The following is a 15,957-nucleotide window of genomic DNA, read 5'->3' as shown; positions in this document are numbered from 1 at the left end:
TCAAGGAATCGAAGGCCTCCCTGGTGTTGCTGACGACCTACCAGACCCCGGCCGCCCTGCGGCGGATCGGGAAGAACCGGCTCACGACCTGGTTGAAGAACCGCAAGGTCCGCAACTCCCAACTGGTTGCTGCCACCGCGGTCGAGGCCGCCGAGGCCCAGCACACCGTCGTGGCTGGAGAGAAGGTGGCCGCCTCAGTGGTGGCCAAACTCGCACGCCAGGTGACGGCCCTCGATGCGGAGATCGCCGAGATCGACGCCCTGATCGAGAGCCGGTTCCGCGACCACCCACACGCCACAGCCATCTTGAGCATGCCCGGCATCGGACCTGTCCTGGGCGCCGAATTTATCGCCCACACCGGCGGAGACATGAGCGTCTTCGGGAGTCCCGACCGCCTCGCCGGTGTCGCTGGCCTGGCCCCGGTCCCAAAGGACTCGGGACGAATCAACGGGAACATGCGCCGCCCCCGACGCTACTGCCGAAGGCTGCTGCGCGTCTTCTACATGTCGGCCATGGTCGCCGCCCGGTGCTGTCCCGTCTCAAAGGCGTTCTACGAGCGAAAGAGGGCCGAAGGCAAGAGCCACAAGCAAGCCATCATCGCCCTCGCACGACGACGCCTGAACGTCATCTGGGCCCTCATACGCGATGGCCGCACACATTCGAGATCACCGCACCCCCGCCCCCTGCCGCACTGGGCTGAACGCTCACAGCAGGTCACCAGCCAGGCTTGACAACCTCATTGGGAATCGTTTGGTGACCTGCGACCATGGGCTTCAGCGCGAGGCTGTCGTGGGTGTTTGCCGCGGAGACGGCGACGACGAGGGGCAGTCCGTTCGCGTCCGACAAGACGTGCATCTTGGAACCCGGCTTGCCCCGGTCCACGGGACTCGGACCTGTGAGTTCGCCCCGTTTTTCGCCCTCACATGGGCGGAATCGAGGACCGCTCGGGAGAGGTCGAGCAGGCTGGCGTCGTCGAGTCGGTGCAGGATCTCCTCGTGCAGCCGGCCCCACACACCTGCCCGGGACCAGATCAGGAACCGGCGGTGGGCGGTCGACTTCGATATGCCGAAACACGGCGGCAGAGCCCGCCAGGCGCAGCCGCTGACCAGGACGTAGATGATCGCCGCGAACAGCGTCTCATCAGGCGTGTCCTGCGTACCGCCGCCCTGCGGCCTCACTCTCGACGGCGGGATCAGCGGCTCCGCAATCTCCCACAGTCCGTCCGGAACAATCCAACTCCACGTACCCCGATGTAGTCGTGGGCCTTCTATGCCTGGCCGGTTCGTGACCTCGGCCATAACGGTCATGTCGGCCCGTTTGATGGGCGGATTAAAGACTGCCAGTGGAGGACTCGTAGGTGGCCCAGGCCAGGGCTTGATCAAGTTCCGTTGAGGTCGGGCTTGTAGGTGATGCCCAGGATGGGGAGGGCTCGTTCGGGTTGGTCGCGGATGGCGCGAGTGGTCTTGGCGATGTTGGTCGCTCCGAGGGCTTTGAGGGCTCCGATTGCGAGGTTGCGGAGGGCTGCCATGACGCGGGGTGCGTTGCCGGCGTGGACGGTGGAGGCATCTTCGGCGAAGGTACGGTCGCGGATGTGGTGCTGGGCTTCCACGATCCAGTGTCCGCGCAGGTGGGAGGCGAGTTCGGCCGGTTTCGCCTGGTGGGCGTCGAGGCTGGTGACCGCGTAGACGGTCTCGCGGGTTTCCTTCCTGCCGGTTGCTTTGCGGCGGCGGTGGACGCGGAGGGCGAGCTTCGCGTGGGGGAAGGCGATGCCGCCGAGGTTGTCGGCGATGGCGAGAGTCTTGACCGAGCGGGACTCGCGGCGGCCGTGTCCCTTGTTCGAGGCGGTGTGCTGGATGGCCACCGCGTGCCAGTCCAGACCGTCCAGCTGGGCCCAGGCGGTGGGCTGATTGGGCTTGATCACGGCCACGTAATGCGCCTTCTTGGTCTCCACCAGCCAGGCGACATTGGCCTTCACGGAGTGCAGCGCGTCGAAGGTGACCACGTCTGCGTCCAGGTCGAGCGGTGCAAGCAGGGGCTGGAAGTGCCGTGTCTCGTTGGTCTTGGACCCGACCTCGGCCTGGGCGAGGGTGACCGGGCGGCCGTGGGTGACGGCGGACAGCAGGTGGCGGCGGGGCCGGCTCAGACGGGCGGAGCCGCGCAGTGCCTTGCCGTCCACAGCGATCACCCGTCGTCTGCCCGGGGCTGCGGCGGTATGGCGGTGAGCCAGCCAGGCTCCGACGGCCGCATCGAGTGCGTCGGCGTCGAGGCGCTCGAGGACCCTCCCGATCGCCGATCTGGACGGTGCATGCCGCCAGTGCAGCAGGTGACGGCGCACGTCGAGCGCGGCGAGCAGCCCGGCGTCGGCACGGGCGCCCCACTCGGCGAGCTCGTCGATGGTCCGGGCTCCTGAGACCGCGGCGGCCGCGCAGACCAGCAGGATTGAGGCCAACGAGTACCAACGGCCCCGCCGGGAGCGAGGATCGGGCACCGCCTCCAGGAAGAACCGCAGGTCAGCCACGTCGTCCGGGTTGAGCGGACCCAACTTGGCCAACACGGCAGGGATCGGGGGAAGATGAGACAGCGGACACGGTAACCCTCTTGATCACTCGGCTAGACACCTGAATGATCACGGATTCCGTGTCCGCTCTGTCATCCACCCCAACCCGCAGCATCCTCACGCCAGTTGGGCGAACCCGGGAACTTGCGCAAGCCCTGCGCTGAGACCCGCCGTTTCTTCCGCCGACCAGCGCCAGTCCCACATCGTCCGCGGTTACTTCGGCGGCCGAGAACCATTTGAGTTTCTGATCAATATTTGCGACCGTGCGCACGACGTCGCATTCCCATTTACATCCAGATTCCGCCGTGCTTGGCAGACATCTCGTAATGGTGTGACATCCCTTGAAGTTTGCAGCGTTAACTATGACGACGACTTCGCATCTTTTCCAAGAATTCTTCTCCGTCGACATGCAGCTTGAGCTGCTCGAGACTTGGTAGCGAAGCCCGAGTGTATCGCTCCCGGCCACGCAGATTACTCATTCGTATAATTGCCTCGATCGAGCGAACGCCGTGCTCGTATCTACTCACCTCCATGAATGCCTGGACCACTCCCTCCTCTACCTCGAATTTTTCACCATCATTCGCTATTTTGAATTTGTCAAACATTGAATTGAGGACAAGGGCTCTGCGAAGCATCACGGTTGGCCCAGGCTTACTTGTCCCAGACGGTGGATTTACTCCAGGGATATCTACATTACCCCGCATCCGGCTTAGGAAGTCTTCACCTTTACTACCTCGACCCTCGGCATCCAGGCGCTTTACCTCCTGCTTGAATTTTTCGAAGTTTTCGCTGGTCCCTCCTGCAAATACGAATATGCAAGGGCCGATCAAGTGGGTTACCTCATCCTGCTGGAATTTTCCATCCTGTATGGGGGAGAGAAAGTACCGAAGCCACCCCAATGGCTGACCTTCGAGGGGTGAGTCAAATTCATCCCACAAAACTAGGGGAACTTTGCCATCCAGGGCGATATCGCGAACCTGGTGAAGGGCGCCCACGAGGTCAGATGCCGTGTTAAGTTGAGAGAGATTAAATTCCAAAGGCGCAGTAGTGCTCCTTTCTCCGTCATTGGCCCTCATCCAGGGGGCGGTGAGCTGCTTGATGGCAAATCCCTTTCCGGAGCCGGGGGCTCCGAAAACTGAAATTGCCAACGGATTTTCGTTAAGGGGAACCTCAATGCAGTATGTGTCGATCAAATTGTAGACTTGATGAAGAGACTCGATCTCCGTATGATCGACCGTGACAAGCTTTCCGAAACACCCGACAGGTATGTGTTTTGGCAGTCCGTCCTTGCCCTGCAGAGCAACCTTCAATCGATCAGAGAAATTGAGGCTTGACGCAGAGAGGATCGGCGGGAAGTCCACCTTCCTGCTGTGCGCTGGCTCAATAACTGCTTGTCCAGTAGGTCTTCTTTACTGATCTCGAAGATTTCATCAGGGATTCTGAACTGGCGGTCGAGATCCCCACTTGAGGGAGTCTTAAACCCTTGTTTATAAAGCTTCTGCATTGCGATAAGGCCGCGCTTTATTGCTCTATTAAATTCCGGGTCATCCCCCGACGTTGCCAGCTCACAAGCTATGGCAGAGCAAAGCACGCTGCCATAACCGAACATCATGCCTTGCTTGTGCGCATTGGTCCACTCTCTTTCTAGTAGCTCTCGATTGTACGTCAGGCGCCACTTCAAACTCCCCGCTTCGTCGTGCTCGATAAAAATCGCACCACTCGGTCCAAATGAAACAATTAGGCGAGGGCATGCTCTAAGCGTTGTTAGCTTGTTGTGATTCTCGATCTCGTAAAGCACGTCTTCAGCTGCTTGATCCCAGGAAAGGCCTTTGCTGATCTCGGCATCGGCGTCACGTAGCCTCGATGCGGCCGTGACAACAATCAGTTTCTTCCTGAGATTTTCGCTTGTGCCTAGTAGCCGGCGAATAGCATTCCATAGCGTATCGCGATGATCGTCCTTGATGCCGTGGCTGATCTTCAGTAGGACCCATTTACAGGCGTCCGTTTCTGCAAGTTCGATGACCTTCGTCCAGTCGCTCTTGCTATTTCGGAAACCCAAGTCCGCATCATCGATCAGGATGACTTCACCGTCTCCATTCTTTGGCGGGGATGGAAACTTTAGAGGTCCAGGCTCGACCTGGGTGTTGTGACCCCTAAAGCCTAGGAATTGCTCAACCCGCTTCACGTCCCCATAGTCCCGCTGGACTGAAAACGATTGATTGTAACTACTCCCGTAGGCCGTTATGTCCCTTTGTTTTAGTGAAAGTGCAGGCCGAACGGTTCTTGCTGTTCCTTGCCCGGCATAGTGCAATGCAGCCTTACTGAGCGAGGCCAGTTGAAAAGCCCCTCCGGCATGCCAATAGAGCTTCATCGCCACGTGTAGGCGGTCATCGGCACTTCGGGTGGTATATCGTCCGTCTGGCATCAAAGCCCAGTCGATGGTTTGGTCTCCGGTTACCCAGATTTTCTGGCTCATGAGTCCCACCTGGATCGACTGACCTGAGTAGCGCCCCAAAGCGCATATGGCCCTCACCATCCAGTGGACGAGGACCGGCTGCGGGTGTCAAGCCAGAGCCAAGCGGATGCGCAGTGAATCTCGCGTCGTACCGGTCAGAGCTGGGTAGGACTTGTCGACAGGCGTCTCGGACGAGTACTGAAACCGGCTGCTGCACAAGAAACTTGGCTAGCGATTCTCTGGCCGACCTGGTGCCGCTGTTGGCCGAACGGGGCGTCACCCTCTCGCGCGAGCAGGTCTTCCGCCTGGTCATGCAGCCGCCGGCGCGGATGTCGATGGACACCCTCGCGGCTCTGCGCGACTCCTCGACTGCCAGCCCAACGACCTCATCGAGGTCCAGGTCGTCAACGAACAGGTACGCAAGACCACGGGTGGCGAGACGCCAAGCCCGCTGCCGGCCGTGAGTCGGACCTCGATTTGGCGGCCAGAGGACCTGTGACCGCGCCTGCGCCGAACGCCCCGTCGGTCGTCGCCCGGCTGGCCGCGCAGGCCGCACGCATGGAGGCCGCGACGGCCGCCTCACCTCGGCCCTGCCCCCGCGCTCAACCCTCAGGAGGCCGAGGCCGCGCTGGTGACCGCGGTGTCGGTACCCGTGCGAGGGGCCGCACGCTTCCTTGAGGAGATCGCCGAGCACCTGGCCGCCCACCCCGACGCGTTGGCCTCGGGCAGTTCGCTCTGTCCGCCGGACCTGCTGCGGCTTACTGAAGTCCTGCAAGCTCCGGGCACTCCGCGGTCCGTTCAGGTTACGCGCACTGCGGGAAGGTACGAAGCGGCCTGCGCCAACTCCGCCCTCAAGGACGACTCTGCAGGCTGCGACGCCCGGAGCCAGCAGGTCATATGCACCCGCTGCGGCCGCGAGAACGTACGCAACGAGGCCCGCCGCCCCGAGGGCCGCATCTGTTATGCCTGCTACCACTTGGACCCGGAGATCCTCGACCCAGGTCGGCCTAGGAGGACACGGCTGGCCTAACTCCTCGCGCGGGGGGAGTTAGGCCAGCCGTCGCTGGGGCCACACCTTTCGCAGGCTGGCTTCACTCCTCAGAGTCGACACCCTCGGCATCGCGATCAAGGTCAGATGCGCCATAAACGCGCTCAGCAAGGAGCTTCAAGATCGGAACCGTGTACTGGGGGATGCGGAAACCAGTGGCCACTACGCCATTATCGTAAACAGCCTTAAGTAGCTCACTGGCATCCCCAGTTGAAACTCCGTCGTCTTGCAAACGCCTCGCGGCTGTCTTGACGGGACGCGTGAACCCTCGAAGCATTCGAGAGGCATCGTATCCACCCAGGTCGTAGACTGTTTCGCGGCTGACGAACCCATCATTGAGTGCAGCATCGAGGATTGCCTGAGCTTGGACCACTGCCGTCTCCAGGAGCAGATCAATCAGAGCCTCAAGGTTGGCTTCATCCCAGCGCTCGCCTCCAGCGGACTCAGTAGTCTCGAACTGCTCCAGCGCTGTGACTGATTGCTGGTCAACTCGAGATTCCAAGTCAAACAGGCTTCTGGCCTGTTTCATCAGGTTACTCGGTTCCATCATGAACAGTTGATGTCCGGTGACGGAGCGCATCTCATCTACGAGTTCCACCCGGGGCTGGCGAGGCATCCCCTTCATAGAGTTTCGCCACCAGTCCTCCTTCAAGTCCCTGGTGACGAACAGAGCATCGATCCCGCGCCGCTTTGCCTCCTCCATCAATTGGACCCAGACGAGATAGTCGCCAGCCGCCGCTGGGTCAGGCTTACCCTCTTCGAAATCCCGGAAACCTGGCGGTTGCTTTATCGCCGCACGGGACTTAGCTGTGGCAATGGCCTCGTCCCGATCCGCGTCAGGCATGGGGGCCCCGATGCGACCCTGCAGAAGCGACTCCAATCCCTGGATCACCGGATCTCTGTTTGTGTCTGCCGATCCAGGTACTTCATCACTACTGGCCTGTTCATCGATCAAATCGGAGAGGGACTCGATCGCCGAGTCGAGTCCCGCGCTGCCTTCTTCCAACTTCCCGCGTATGGGCGCATCTTCGCTGAGGTGGACTTCTTTCGCCCAACGATTGATTGCCTGACGGATACTCTCACGGGCTTTTGTCAGAGTCTGCTTGGCCTGACTAGCGCGATCTATGTGGTGTCCAAGCAACCCGTCCTGCTGCTGGTTACGCCAGAACTCTTCGATGACCTGGTGCGGGATCCAGAGTCGATCCTGAAGGCTGTCGAGAACAGTGAGCATGTCCGCACGAACTCGGTGATTCATACGATAAAGGTCGAGCAGTACATTGGTATCGAGGACGATCAACCCGCTCTTCATCAATCGTTCGTAGTCAGCTGCCGTCGGCGTTCGGTACCCCTCGTAACCGTCGAACAGGCCCCGTGAGGTGGTTCCGTCGCTGTTGTCCCCGGACATGGGTCTCGTCCCCTCCGCTATTGCGTGTCTCTCCCATCATGTCCGTCGGGCTGACGCCAGGGGCCGCAATGGCGCAAGTTGGCCGTGCATGTGGATCTAGACCTGTGACCGGAAGGTTCACCGGCCCTCGACGCCGGCACGGCATCTCGCTGCGTTGCCAGACGCGCGAGTACGACCGAGTACGAGCTGCGGTCCTCCGTCGTGCGTCCACAGCAGCGGATGACGCGGGCTTACCGGCGAACCCTTCTGGTCATAGCGCTAGCGTCACAAGATCTGCGACACGCTTGCACGACACCTGTTGCACTCGATAGCCTCCGACCCGTAGGGCATCTGAGCTGCACTTATTGAGACTCATTCAGCCACGCAGAGCCGCGCTCCCCGACGGAAGGAGGGTGGCGTACGTGACCGTGCTGCCGTCGATGTCGACGGGTTCGAGGACGGCGCGCGGGGCGATGATGCCCGTACGGCCGACGTTCCACTCGACGTCGAGGAGGCGGGTGATCTTCTCGACGGCCGGCAGCTTGAAGGCGATGGCCCAGCGCGGGGCGCGCGTGCCCGATCCGGCGGCCGCCTGATCGGCCGCGAGGTCCGCCTTGACGACGATCCCGTCGATGCCGAACGGCAGCTCGGCGCGCAGGCCCGCGATGTGCTCGACTCGCGCGAGCACCTCCTCGACGGTGTCGACGGTGAGTCCCGAAACGGCCGTCGTGGCCGGTGTGTTGACGCCGAGGGTGGCCGCGCGGTCCATCAGTTCGCCGTGGGCCAGTGAGCGCAACGCCTCGGCGTGCTCGGCCGACGTGCCGGGCAGGGGCAGCAGGCCGTACGCGAAGAAGGTCATCGGCACCGTGTAGGCGCGCTCCTTGGCCCTGAGTGTGCCCGCAGCGGCGTTCCTCGGGTTGGCGAAGGGGGCGCCGCCGTGCTCCGTACGCACCTCGTTGGCGTGCTCGAACTGGGCCTGTTCTTCGCGCTCAGCATGTCTCATGAGACATTCGACCTGACGCTAGCCAGGTGACTGGTCTGGAGGTTAGGCGGAGTCGGCCAACTCCTGGGGAACCAATCGAGATAGCGGCGGCTGAGACGCTTGGATGAGCATGAGTGGCGACTTCAGGCCGGATTGTCCGCGAGCGTGCGCAACGAGTTCGATGGCGGCTAACCGAGCTGCGCCCCTGATGTGTTACTGGGAATGGGGATCAAGGCGTCGGAACGTTGGCGCCGGAAGGACGTGGCTTCGTCAGCGCAGAAGACCTCGCCGCAGACCCGGGCATCGGAGGGCGGCGAACGCAGCACCGGGCCGGGGAGCTCACCAAGAAGGCTCGAGGGGCTCCCTGATCGATCGGTGAAGGATACCTTGGTCCGGTGGACGATCAGGCTGCTGCATCGCAGGACGACACCCCCGTCACAAGCCGGGAGCAAGACGCCGTACGGATTCTGCTGCTGATCAACGGGGCGAGCGAGACTCCGACTGGAGCCGACCTCGCCGACCCGGGGCTCAAGGACGCGGTGGGCGTTGTCCGGACGCAAGTGAGGCTACAGAAGCTGGACTTTTGGCTCCGCAATCCGGACTACCTGGCTGATGAGCTGCTCACTGACTATGAGAGCAGCCAGGAGCCAGGGCTCCTGCGGTGGGCCGGCAGGATTCTGGACTCCGAGGAGCCGGAGGTCCGCCGCTACCCCATGCTGCGCCACCACTTCGGCGCTTACGAGCCACTGGACGACGCCCTCGCCGTCCTGCGGAGTGCTGGTCTTGTGGTCCGTCGGCGCCGGGGCACTGTCAACCGCGTCCGCCAGCACGACTATTACCTGCTGAGCGCCGGCCAGCATATCGTGCACGACATCGTGAGCGCCGCGCCCGAATTCAAGTACTACGTCGACAGGGTCGCCTTGGTCATCGCCCTCGCCGATGGGCTGGGGGGCAGCGACTTGAAGGCCCGGCAGTATCTGCAGCGCGAGTACGCCGAGACGGCGCGTGGCACACGGATCGGTTCCGTGAGCACACAGGCACGGCAGCGACTGGACAGATTGCGAGCTCAGGCAGAGATGAACAGTGTGGGGGCAAGGGAATCGTGAAGGGCACTGAGGCGTCGCTGGAGTCCAGGATCGCCGTTGTTTCGGGTGCGACCGTCGAGAACGTCCGAGACGTCTTCAACACGTACGGTCTTCCGCTGGTGAACACGCCGGCCCGGCCGCGGGGGCTTCGGCTGCATCGGCTGCGGATATCAGGCGTACGCACAGGAAGCCTTGATCCCGGTGTCTTTGACACGACCTTGCGCTTCTCCTCGGGCCTCACTGCCCTGGTGGCCGCGAACCTGAAGGGCAAGACCAGTGTCCTGGAGCTGATTACCTGGTGCCTGCGCGGTGTTCCGCGGGGCCTTCAGGCCGGAGTGCAGCACTGGCTGAGCGAGTTGGATCTCGACGTTATTGTCGCGGGGCAGCCGATGGGCTTCCGGCTCGACCTCATGGAGGGGGAGATCACTTCCGCTGTCGTTCTGACGTCTCCAGACGTCCAGGCGCTGGAGGCCGTTCGTACGCCCGACTCGGCGCGCGATATTACGCCCGCGGTCAGGGCCAACAGCTCGGTCAGCTTCGCCAGCCAGGTCCAGGCCCTCATGATGGACCGGCTCGACCTGCAGCCCCTGGTCAACACCTTCAACGAGACCAGTACCCAGACGCATGGCTGGCCGTCGTACTACGGATCGGTCTACCTGCCCGCAGGCGGGGACAAGGCGCTGCTGGGGGACCAGACCATGAGCGGTCTGCCGGGCCGGCTCTTGCAGGTGTTCCTAGATTTGCCGGCTGCGGCGACCCTGACCCGCGTCAAGACTGCCTACGACGTACGCACCGCCGCGTACAAGAACCGTCGGGTCGCGGCGGAAGAGGCGGTGAGCGCACGCCGGGCCGAGCGGGAACAAGTCGAGGCCGACTTGGGCACGGCTCGCGCGCGACTTGCGGCCCTTGGTCCGGCGGACGACGGCAAGTCGCTCGCCGAGCTGGCCGCAGAGGCGGCCGCACTGGCCCGCCGGGTCGCCAACTCCCAGGAATCGTGGGAGGAGTTGATGCAAGTGCACCGCAGGGCCCGCAAGCAGCGGCAGCGCGATGCAAAGATCCTCAACGATGTCACCGAGAGTGCCACGGCTCGTGTCCTCTTTCACGGTCTGGACCCCAAGGCCTGTCCCCGGTGCGATCAGGAGATCGCTGAAGACCGCAAGTCCGATGAACGGGACACTCACGCGTGCGCCGTGTGTTTGCGCCCTGTCGCGGGGGACGACGAGACGCCTGAGGAAGTCACCGACGAAGCCAGCCAGCGGCTGTTCGAGTCCGTCATCGCGGAGGACGAAGCACACGAGGCGCTGGAGGAGGCGGAGACGGCCCTTACCCGCCTCACCAACGACCTGGCGGCCGTCGAGGACCGGCTGCGAAGCGCTCGCGCCGTCACACAGCTGCCGGAGCGGTTGCTGGCGCAGGAAGCGGTGTTGCGGCTGGAGGGTGCGCTATCGGTGTTCCCGCAGCTTCCGGCGGTGACCGAAGACCCGGTCGAGGCGACGACTATCAAGGTCCTTGGGGCCGGCACCCAGGTACTCGAAGATGACAGCAAGAGCGCGGCTTCCGTCCTCTTCGCGGAGGTCAACAAGGAGATTTTGCAGCTCGGACGCAGGTTCGGCATCACCTCTCTGGAAGCAGTGGAGATCGACCGCGCGGCACGGCTGAGGGTCGTCAAGGACGGCGGCGTCAAGGACTGGTTCGGAAAGCAGAGCGCGGGTGAGCGGCTGCGCCTGCGCATCGCTGTGGTGATTGCCCTGCTGCGGGTAGGAGCCGGGCACGGGATCTCCACGCATCCTGGTCTGCTCCTGATCGACAGCCCCAAGGCCGAGGAGGTCCAGGACCTGGATGCCCACACCCTGCTGCGGGAGCTGTTCATCCTGGCGGCGGAATCCGACCTCCAGGTGCTGATCACTACGGCAGACTCGGCGTTGGCCCACGACGTGCTCCGAGACGATCACATACTGGAAGCCGCAGCAGGCAAACCGTTGTGGTGACGGTGAAAACGCCGCCGGAGGGAGGGTGGACATGACGCAGCTCGCCGGCCGATTGAGCGATCTGGCGGGCACCGGCCAGATGATCACCTTCGACGCTGTGGGTCTGCCCGAAACCGTCGTGCACGGTGAAGTCGCAGAGGTCGCGTCCGGCCCCTACGCGCCACTGCTCGCTGAGGCCATCACCCACGCCTTCGACCACGACGATCGGGCATGGGACCATGCGGCGGCACAGTTCTCCACTGGCTTTGCCCGGCAGCTCAGCGTCCTGCACCTGACCTCGGCCCTGGAGAAACTGCTCGGCAGTACGAACACGGCGAAGGCTCTGGCCAAGCCCCTCAACGGAGCCCTCCTGACAGGCCTGTACGAGGCAGTTCAGTCCGTGCCGCTTTTGGCGGCCGCGCGGCTGGAGGGAGCAGTCCGGCTCGCCGTTTCCAAGATGGTGAGCCCCATAAAGGTGTGGGGCATCCTCGAAGAGCTGGACGCACACAGTCCGGAGGACTTCCTTGAGCGTCTTCCGCGCATTCTCGGTCTCGCCCTGGACTGCTGGTCCCAGGACGAACAGCTCATCACCGAGACCGTGCGCTCTCTGCTCATGCTGCTCGCCGCTGACGAAGCCAGCGACGTCGATGCCTTCGTAGAACTCGGTTGTGACCATCTGCGATCCGCTCTGTCCGCGCAGTCGTTGGACAAGGTCAGTGAGCACATCACCACCGCCCGGGAATGGTTCAACACGGCCGAGGCCGCGGAGGAAGCCCGCCACGACGCCCAGGCCTACGCCGCCGTCTGCGACGCCGTCCTCGCCTTCACCACCGGGGACGCGACGGCAGTCGCCGCGGCGGCGGCGCGCCTGGACACGGCGCTGCAACACAGGGACGCAGGGCACTGGGGCATGCATCAACCCGCGTGGCTGCAGCCCCAACTCGCAGCGGAAGTGGCCTGGGGGCGGCTCGTCCTGCGCCTGCACCGTGCCGCGGAACTCCTGCTGGAAGATGTCTGGATGGAGCCGTGGGCTGCCCTGGACGATGTCCTGAGTGCCTACAGCGCGTCCCGCACGGTGTGTCCCCTGGGCAGTCAAGACGGGTCAGGCCTCGCCCTGCTGGTCGAGCCTGCAGTAGAAGACTCCTTCCTGCGACGCCAGGCGCTGCTAGCTCAGCTGCGCCGAGCCGCGTCAGCACCCGAACAGCACCCCGGGACCGGCTTCGACCACCCCACTGCCGCGGTCCTGGTGGCCAACATCGATCGCCGTATGGCCTCCGCGGCGGCGCAGACCGACCGCGAAGCCCACACACCTGCCGGGGACGGCGCAGATGAGAGCGGCCCCTCGGAGAACGACGTAGAACGCGCCTACAGATTTGCGCCCACCACCGTTAGGAAGCTCGGAATCGACTTCGCTTCCGCCCTCGCGCGCAACATCAGCGATGAAGCCCTGGTTGTGATCGACGGCCTCACTCACACCGAGGACCTCGCCCGGCTGCGAAACTCCGATCCCGTCGTGGTGCCCTTGCTCAATCGGTTCCTGGCACAGCTGAGCGTCTTCCCCGACTTCACCGGCGAGACACGTCGCACGTTCTCTCTTCTGGTCGAGCAGACCTTGCTGTTCCTCAAAGCAGCAGCCGATCTGGATACCGCCACCGCGTTCGGCGAGGGCCGCTTCGACACCAACAACAAGAAGATCCGGATCCGGGACTACCGACGACGCTACAACAAGGCCGACGGCGATGCGGTCCCCGTGGAGAACGACCTCCAACAGCATTTCTTCCAGTGGCTGCGCACTGGGCAGCTGGGTGCTTTGGCCCAGGTCGAGGCCATCAACCAAGCACTCGGCCGAGCCGATGTCCTCGTCAGCTTCGGACCCCTCCAATACCTGACAGAGATTAAGAAGAACCCCACGAACAGTGATCGAGACTATCTGCAAGGGAAATACCTGGCGCAGGCAGCCGAGTACAGCAACACCAACGTCCCGTTCGGACAGCTGCTGGTGCTCGACCTGACGGAGAAGACCAAAGCCGGCAGCCTTCGAGTGGACGAGCTCGCCTGGGTGACCTCGCACCGGCCGCCAGGCGCTTCCGTTGATCGTGCCGTTGTCGCGGGGATCGTCACCGGGAACCGCTTTACCCCAAGCGAGTTTTCATAGCGCGGAGTTGGCCAGTCCTCTCGGGCGACTCGCGGATGCTCTGCCGGCGGCGCCGGACTCATCCAGGCGCTGTGCCCCTGGGTCTATCCCGGCGAGGCCACCTGGGGCGAGCGCTTCTACATCAGCAGAGCACTGCCGGATCCACGCTCGCCGTGGACCACGCGCTGCCACACCGGCGTGGGGACCTCCACCACCAGGAGAGTGTCCAGCGCGTCCGCACCGTCCTCACGGACAGGGCTTGCGCAAGTTCCCGGGTTCGCCCAACTGGCGTGAGGATGCTGCGGGTTGGGGTGGATGACAGAGCGGACACGGAATCCGTGATCATTCAGGTGTCTAGCCGAGTGATCAAGAGGGTTACCGTGTCCGCTGTCTCATCTTCCCCCGATCCCTGCCGTGTTGGCCAAGTTGGGTCCGCTCAACCCGGACGACGTGGCTGACCTGCGGTTCTTCCTGGAGGCGGTGCCCGATCCTCGCTCCCGGCGGGGCCGTTGGTACTCGTTGGCCTCAATCCTGCTGGTCTGCGCGGCCGCCGCGGTCTCAGGAGCCCGGACCATCGACGAGCTCGCCGAGTGGGGCGCCCGTGCCGACGCCGGGCTGCTCGCCGCGCTCGACGTGCGCCGTCACCTGCTGCACTGGCGGCATGCACCGTCCAGATCGGCGATCGGGAGGGTCCTCGAGCGCCTCGACGCCGACGCACTCGATGCGGCCGTCGGAGCCTGGCTGGCTCACCGCCATACCGCCGCAGCCCCGGGCAGACGACGGGTGATCGCTGTGGACGGCAAGGCACTGCGCGGCTCCGCCCGTCTGAGCCGGCCCCGCCGCCACCTGCTGTCCGCCGTCACCCACGGCCGCCCGGTCACCCTCGCCCAGGCCGAGGTCGGGTCCAAGACCAACGAGACACGGCACTTCCAGCCCCTGCTTGCACCGCTCGACCTGGACGGAGACGTGGTCAGCTTCGACGCGCTGCACTCCGTGAAGGCCAATGTCGCCTGGCTGGTGGAGACCAAGAAGGCGCATTACGTGGCCGTGATCAAGCCCAATCAGCCCACCGCCTGGGCCCAGCTGGACGGTCTGGACTGGCACGCGGTGGCCATCCAGCACACCGCCTCGAACAAGGGACACGGCCGCCGCGAGTCCCGCTCGGTCAAGACTCTCGCCATCGCCGACAACCTCGGCGGCATCGCCTTCCCCCACGCGAAGCTCGCCCTCCGCGTCCACCGCCGCCGCAAAGCAACCGGCAGGAAGGAAACCCGCGAGACCGTCTACGCGGTCACCAGCCTCGACGCCCACCAGGCGAAACCGGCCGAACTCGCCTCCCACCTGCGCGGACACTGGATCGTGGAAGCCCAGCACCACATCCGCGACCGTACCTTCGCCGAAGATGCCTCCACCGTCCACGCCGGCAACGCACCCCGCGTCATGGCAGCCCTCCGCAACCTCGCAATCGGAGCCCTCAAAGCCCTCGGAGCGACCAACATCGCCAAGACCACTCGCGCCATCCGCGACCAACCCGAACGAGCCCTCCCCATCGTGGGCATCACCTACAAGCCCGACCTCAACGGAACTTGATCAAGCCCTGGTATTCGACGCTGAAGTAGGCGGGCCCGACCACGGCACGGGATATCCGCATTCCAGGCGGCACAGCGCCCAGATAGAGCAGTTCCGGATGCTCCCGGTAGCGCGCGATCTCCGCCGCGTGTCGGCGCTGCTGTGCCTGCCCCGGGCCGATGCAGCTCCCGTAGACCACGCCGGCCGCGAGCACTGCCACCGCCCCGAGCCGTACCCACCGGCTTGGCACGAAGAACGCCGCGGCGACGGCGTATGGCACCCCCGTCAGCGCGACCCGGGTGCCGGCACTGCCCAGGTCTACGTCCCCGCCGTAGGCGGCCAGGCCTGCCAGGACGCCGAGCGTGCCGAGGGCGAAGACCACGGCAGCCCAGCCGAGCCGTCGGCGCACCGAGCCACACAGCGGCACCACGGTCCTCGCCGGCATGCCCGCCATGGCCAGCAGGCCCACCATCAGCGGCACACCCAAGGCCAGGACCGGCACCGCTGCCCCGGCACCGCCGCCCCAGGCCGTCACCACCAACTCGAAGCCGAGCACAGGCCCCGCGGCCGCCATCGTCGCCCAGACCAGAAAGAGATGAAGGGCCGTCAGCGCCCCTCTGCCACTTGTCATGCCGCGGAGCCTGCCAGCCCGCCTCCTGACGCACATGAGTTCTCCTACTCAGTACGTCCTCTCCCATCCTCCACGGGAAAGCGCACGTCCGCCCTCGCCGAACCGAAGCTGGAAATGATAATTGCTGAAGGAGCACTGACAGTCC

The 15,957-nt window shown here is 64.1% G+C and carries 9 protein-coding genes and 4 pseudogenes; 6 read left to right on the top strand and 7 right to left on the bottom strand.

All coding sequences use genetic code 11. From position 1 onward, the window contains the following. Nucleotides 1–5: 5 nt before the first annotated feature. Nucleotides 6–731 (top strand): annotated as a pseudogene (locus OG456_RS37810) (IS110 family transposase); the annotation flags it as partial. 16 nt (nt 732–747) lie between these two features. On the opposite strand, the pseudogene OG456_RS37805 reads toward OG456_RS37810, so the two are convergent. The 4 genes and pseudogenes from OG456_RS37805 to OG456_RS37790 all read right to left on the bottom strand — a co-directional run. Beyond that, nucleotides 748–1,298: pseudogene (locus tag OG456_RS37805) on the bottom strand (IS5 family transposase); the annotation flags it as partial. 80 nt (nt 1,299–1,378) lie between these two features. Next, nucleotides 1,379–2,554 carry an ISAs1 family transposase gene (locus OG456_RS37800; protein ID WP_266569649.1) on the bottom strand — a complete coding sequence of 392 codons (1,176 nt, stop codon included), beginning with the start codon at nt 2,552–2,554 and terminating at the stop codon, nt 1,379–1,381. A gap of 359 nt (nt 2,555–2,913) precedes the next feature. After that, entirely contained in the window at nt 2,914–3,918 is a 1,005-nt protein-coding gene (locus tag OG456_RS37795) for a hypothetical protein (RefSeq protein WP_266569648.1), read from the bottom strand. Beyond that, nucleotides 3,864–5,033 (bottom strand): hypothetical protein, encoded by a 1,170-nt coding sequence (locus tag OG456_RS37790; RefSeq protein WP_266569647.1) that lies wholly within the window; start codon nt 5,031–5,033, stop codon nt 3,864–3,866. The genes OG456_RS37795 and OG456_RS37790 overlap by 55 nt, the downstream gene beginning before the upstream one ends. 203 nt (nt 5,034–5,236) lie before the next feature. On the opposite strand from OG456_RS37790, the pseudogene OG456_RS37785 reads away from it, so the two are divergent. Then, nucleotides 5,237–5,511, top strand: a pseudogene (locus tag OG456_RS37785) (helix-turn-helix domain-containing protein). A 592-nt stretch (nt 5,512–6,103) separates the two neighbouring features. Here OG456_RS37785 and OG456_RS37780 read toward each other — a convergent pair. Together OG456_RS37780 and OG456_RS37775 are read right to left on the bottom strand one after the other, a co-directional pair. Beyond that, on the bottom strand, nt 6,104–7,465 hold the full coding sequence (locus OG456_RS37780) for a PIN domain-containing protein (protein ID WP_266569646.1): 1,362 nt from the start codon (nt 7,463–7,465) through the stop codon (nt 6,104–6,106). A 388-nt stretch (nt 7,466–7,853) separates the two neighbouring features. Continuing rightward, a pseudogene (locus OG456_RS37775) lies at nt 7,854–8,420 on the bottom strand (NAD-dependent DNA ligase LigA); the annotation flags it as partial. A gap of 401 nt (nt 8,421–8,821) precedes the next feature. On the opposite strand from OG456_RS37775, the gene OG456_RS37770 reads away from it, so the two are divergent. The 4 genes from OG456_RS37770 (at nt 8,822) to OG456_RS37755 (ending at nt 15,202) form a co-directional block, all read left to right on the top strand. Continuing rightward, nucleotides 8,822–9,532, top strand: coding sequence for a hypothetical protein (locus OG456_RS37770; protein WP_266569645.1), 711 nt, complete (start codon nt 8,822–8,824; stop codon nt 9,530–9,532). Then, nucleotides 9,529–11,499 carry an ATP-binding protein gene (locus OG456_RS37765; RefSeq protein ID WP_266569644.1) on the top strand — a complete coding sequence of 657 codons (1,971 nt, stop codon included), beginning with the start codon at nt 9,529–9,531 and terminating at the stop codon, nt 11,497–11,499. Before OG456_RS37770 ends, OG456_RS37765 begins: the two co-directional genes overlap by 4 nt. 31 nt (nt 11,500–11,530) lie before the next feature. Then, the gene (locus OG456_RS37760) at nt 11,531–13,633 is read left to right on the top strand and encodes a hypothetical protein (RefSeq protein WP_266569643.1); all 2,103 of its coding nucleotides are present in this window, start codon (nt 11,531–11,533) and stop codon (nt 13,631–13,633) included. A 393-nt stretch (nt 13,634–14,026) separates the two neighbouring features. Then, entirely contained in the window at nt 14,027–15,202 is a 1,176-nt protein-coding gene (locus OG456_RS37755) for an ISAs1 family transposase (protein WP_266569642.1), read from the top strand. Here the strand turns inward: OG456_RS37755 and OG456_RS37750 are convergent. Next, nucleotides 15,189–15,812 (bottom strand): hypothetical protein, encoded by a 624-nt coding sequence (locus OG456_RS37750; RefSeq protein WP_266569641.1) that lies wholly within the window; start codon nt 15,810–15,812, stop codon nt 15,189–15,191. The two genes, OG456_RS37755 and OG456_RS37750, sit on opposite strands and share 14 nt — an antisense overlap. Between the last annotated feature and the right edge of the window lie 145 nt (nt 15,813–15,957).

Origin of the sequence: Streptomyces sp. NBC_01446 (genome assembly GCF_026340095.1) — a bacterium.
Lineage (GTDB): Bacteria > Actinomycetota > Actinomycetes > Streptomycetales > Streptomycetaceae > Streptomyces > Streptomyces aureus.
This window is presented reverse-complemented; position numbering and strand designations above follow the sequence as displayed.

Bases quoted from the DNA above. Each gene is read 5' to 3' on its own strand.
- OG456_RS37750 (WP_266569641.1), bottom strand. From the start codon at position 15,812: ATGACAAGTGGCAGAGGGGCGCTGACGGCCCTTCATCTCTTTCTGGTC.
- OG456_RS37790 (WP_266569647.1), bottom strand. From the start codon at position 5,033: ATGAGCCAGAAAATCTGGGTAACCGGAGACCAAACCATCGACTGGGCT.
- OG456_RS37760 (WP_266569643.1), top strand. From the start codon at position 11,531: ATGACGCAGCTCGCCGGCCGATTGAGCGATCTGGCGGGCACCGGCCAG.
- OG456_RS37780 (WP_266569646.1), bottom strand. From the start codon at position 7,465: ATGTCCGGGGACAACAGCGACGGAACCACCTCACGGGGCCTGTTCGAC.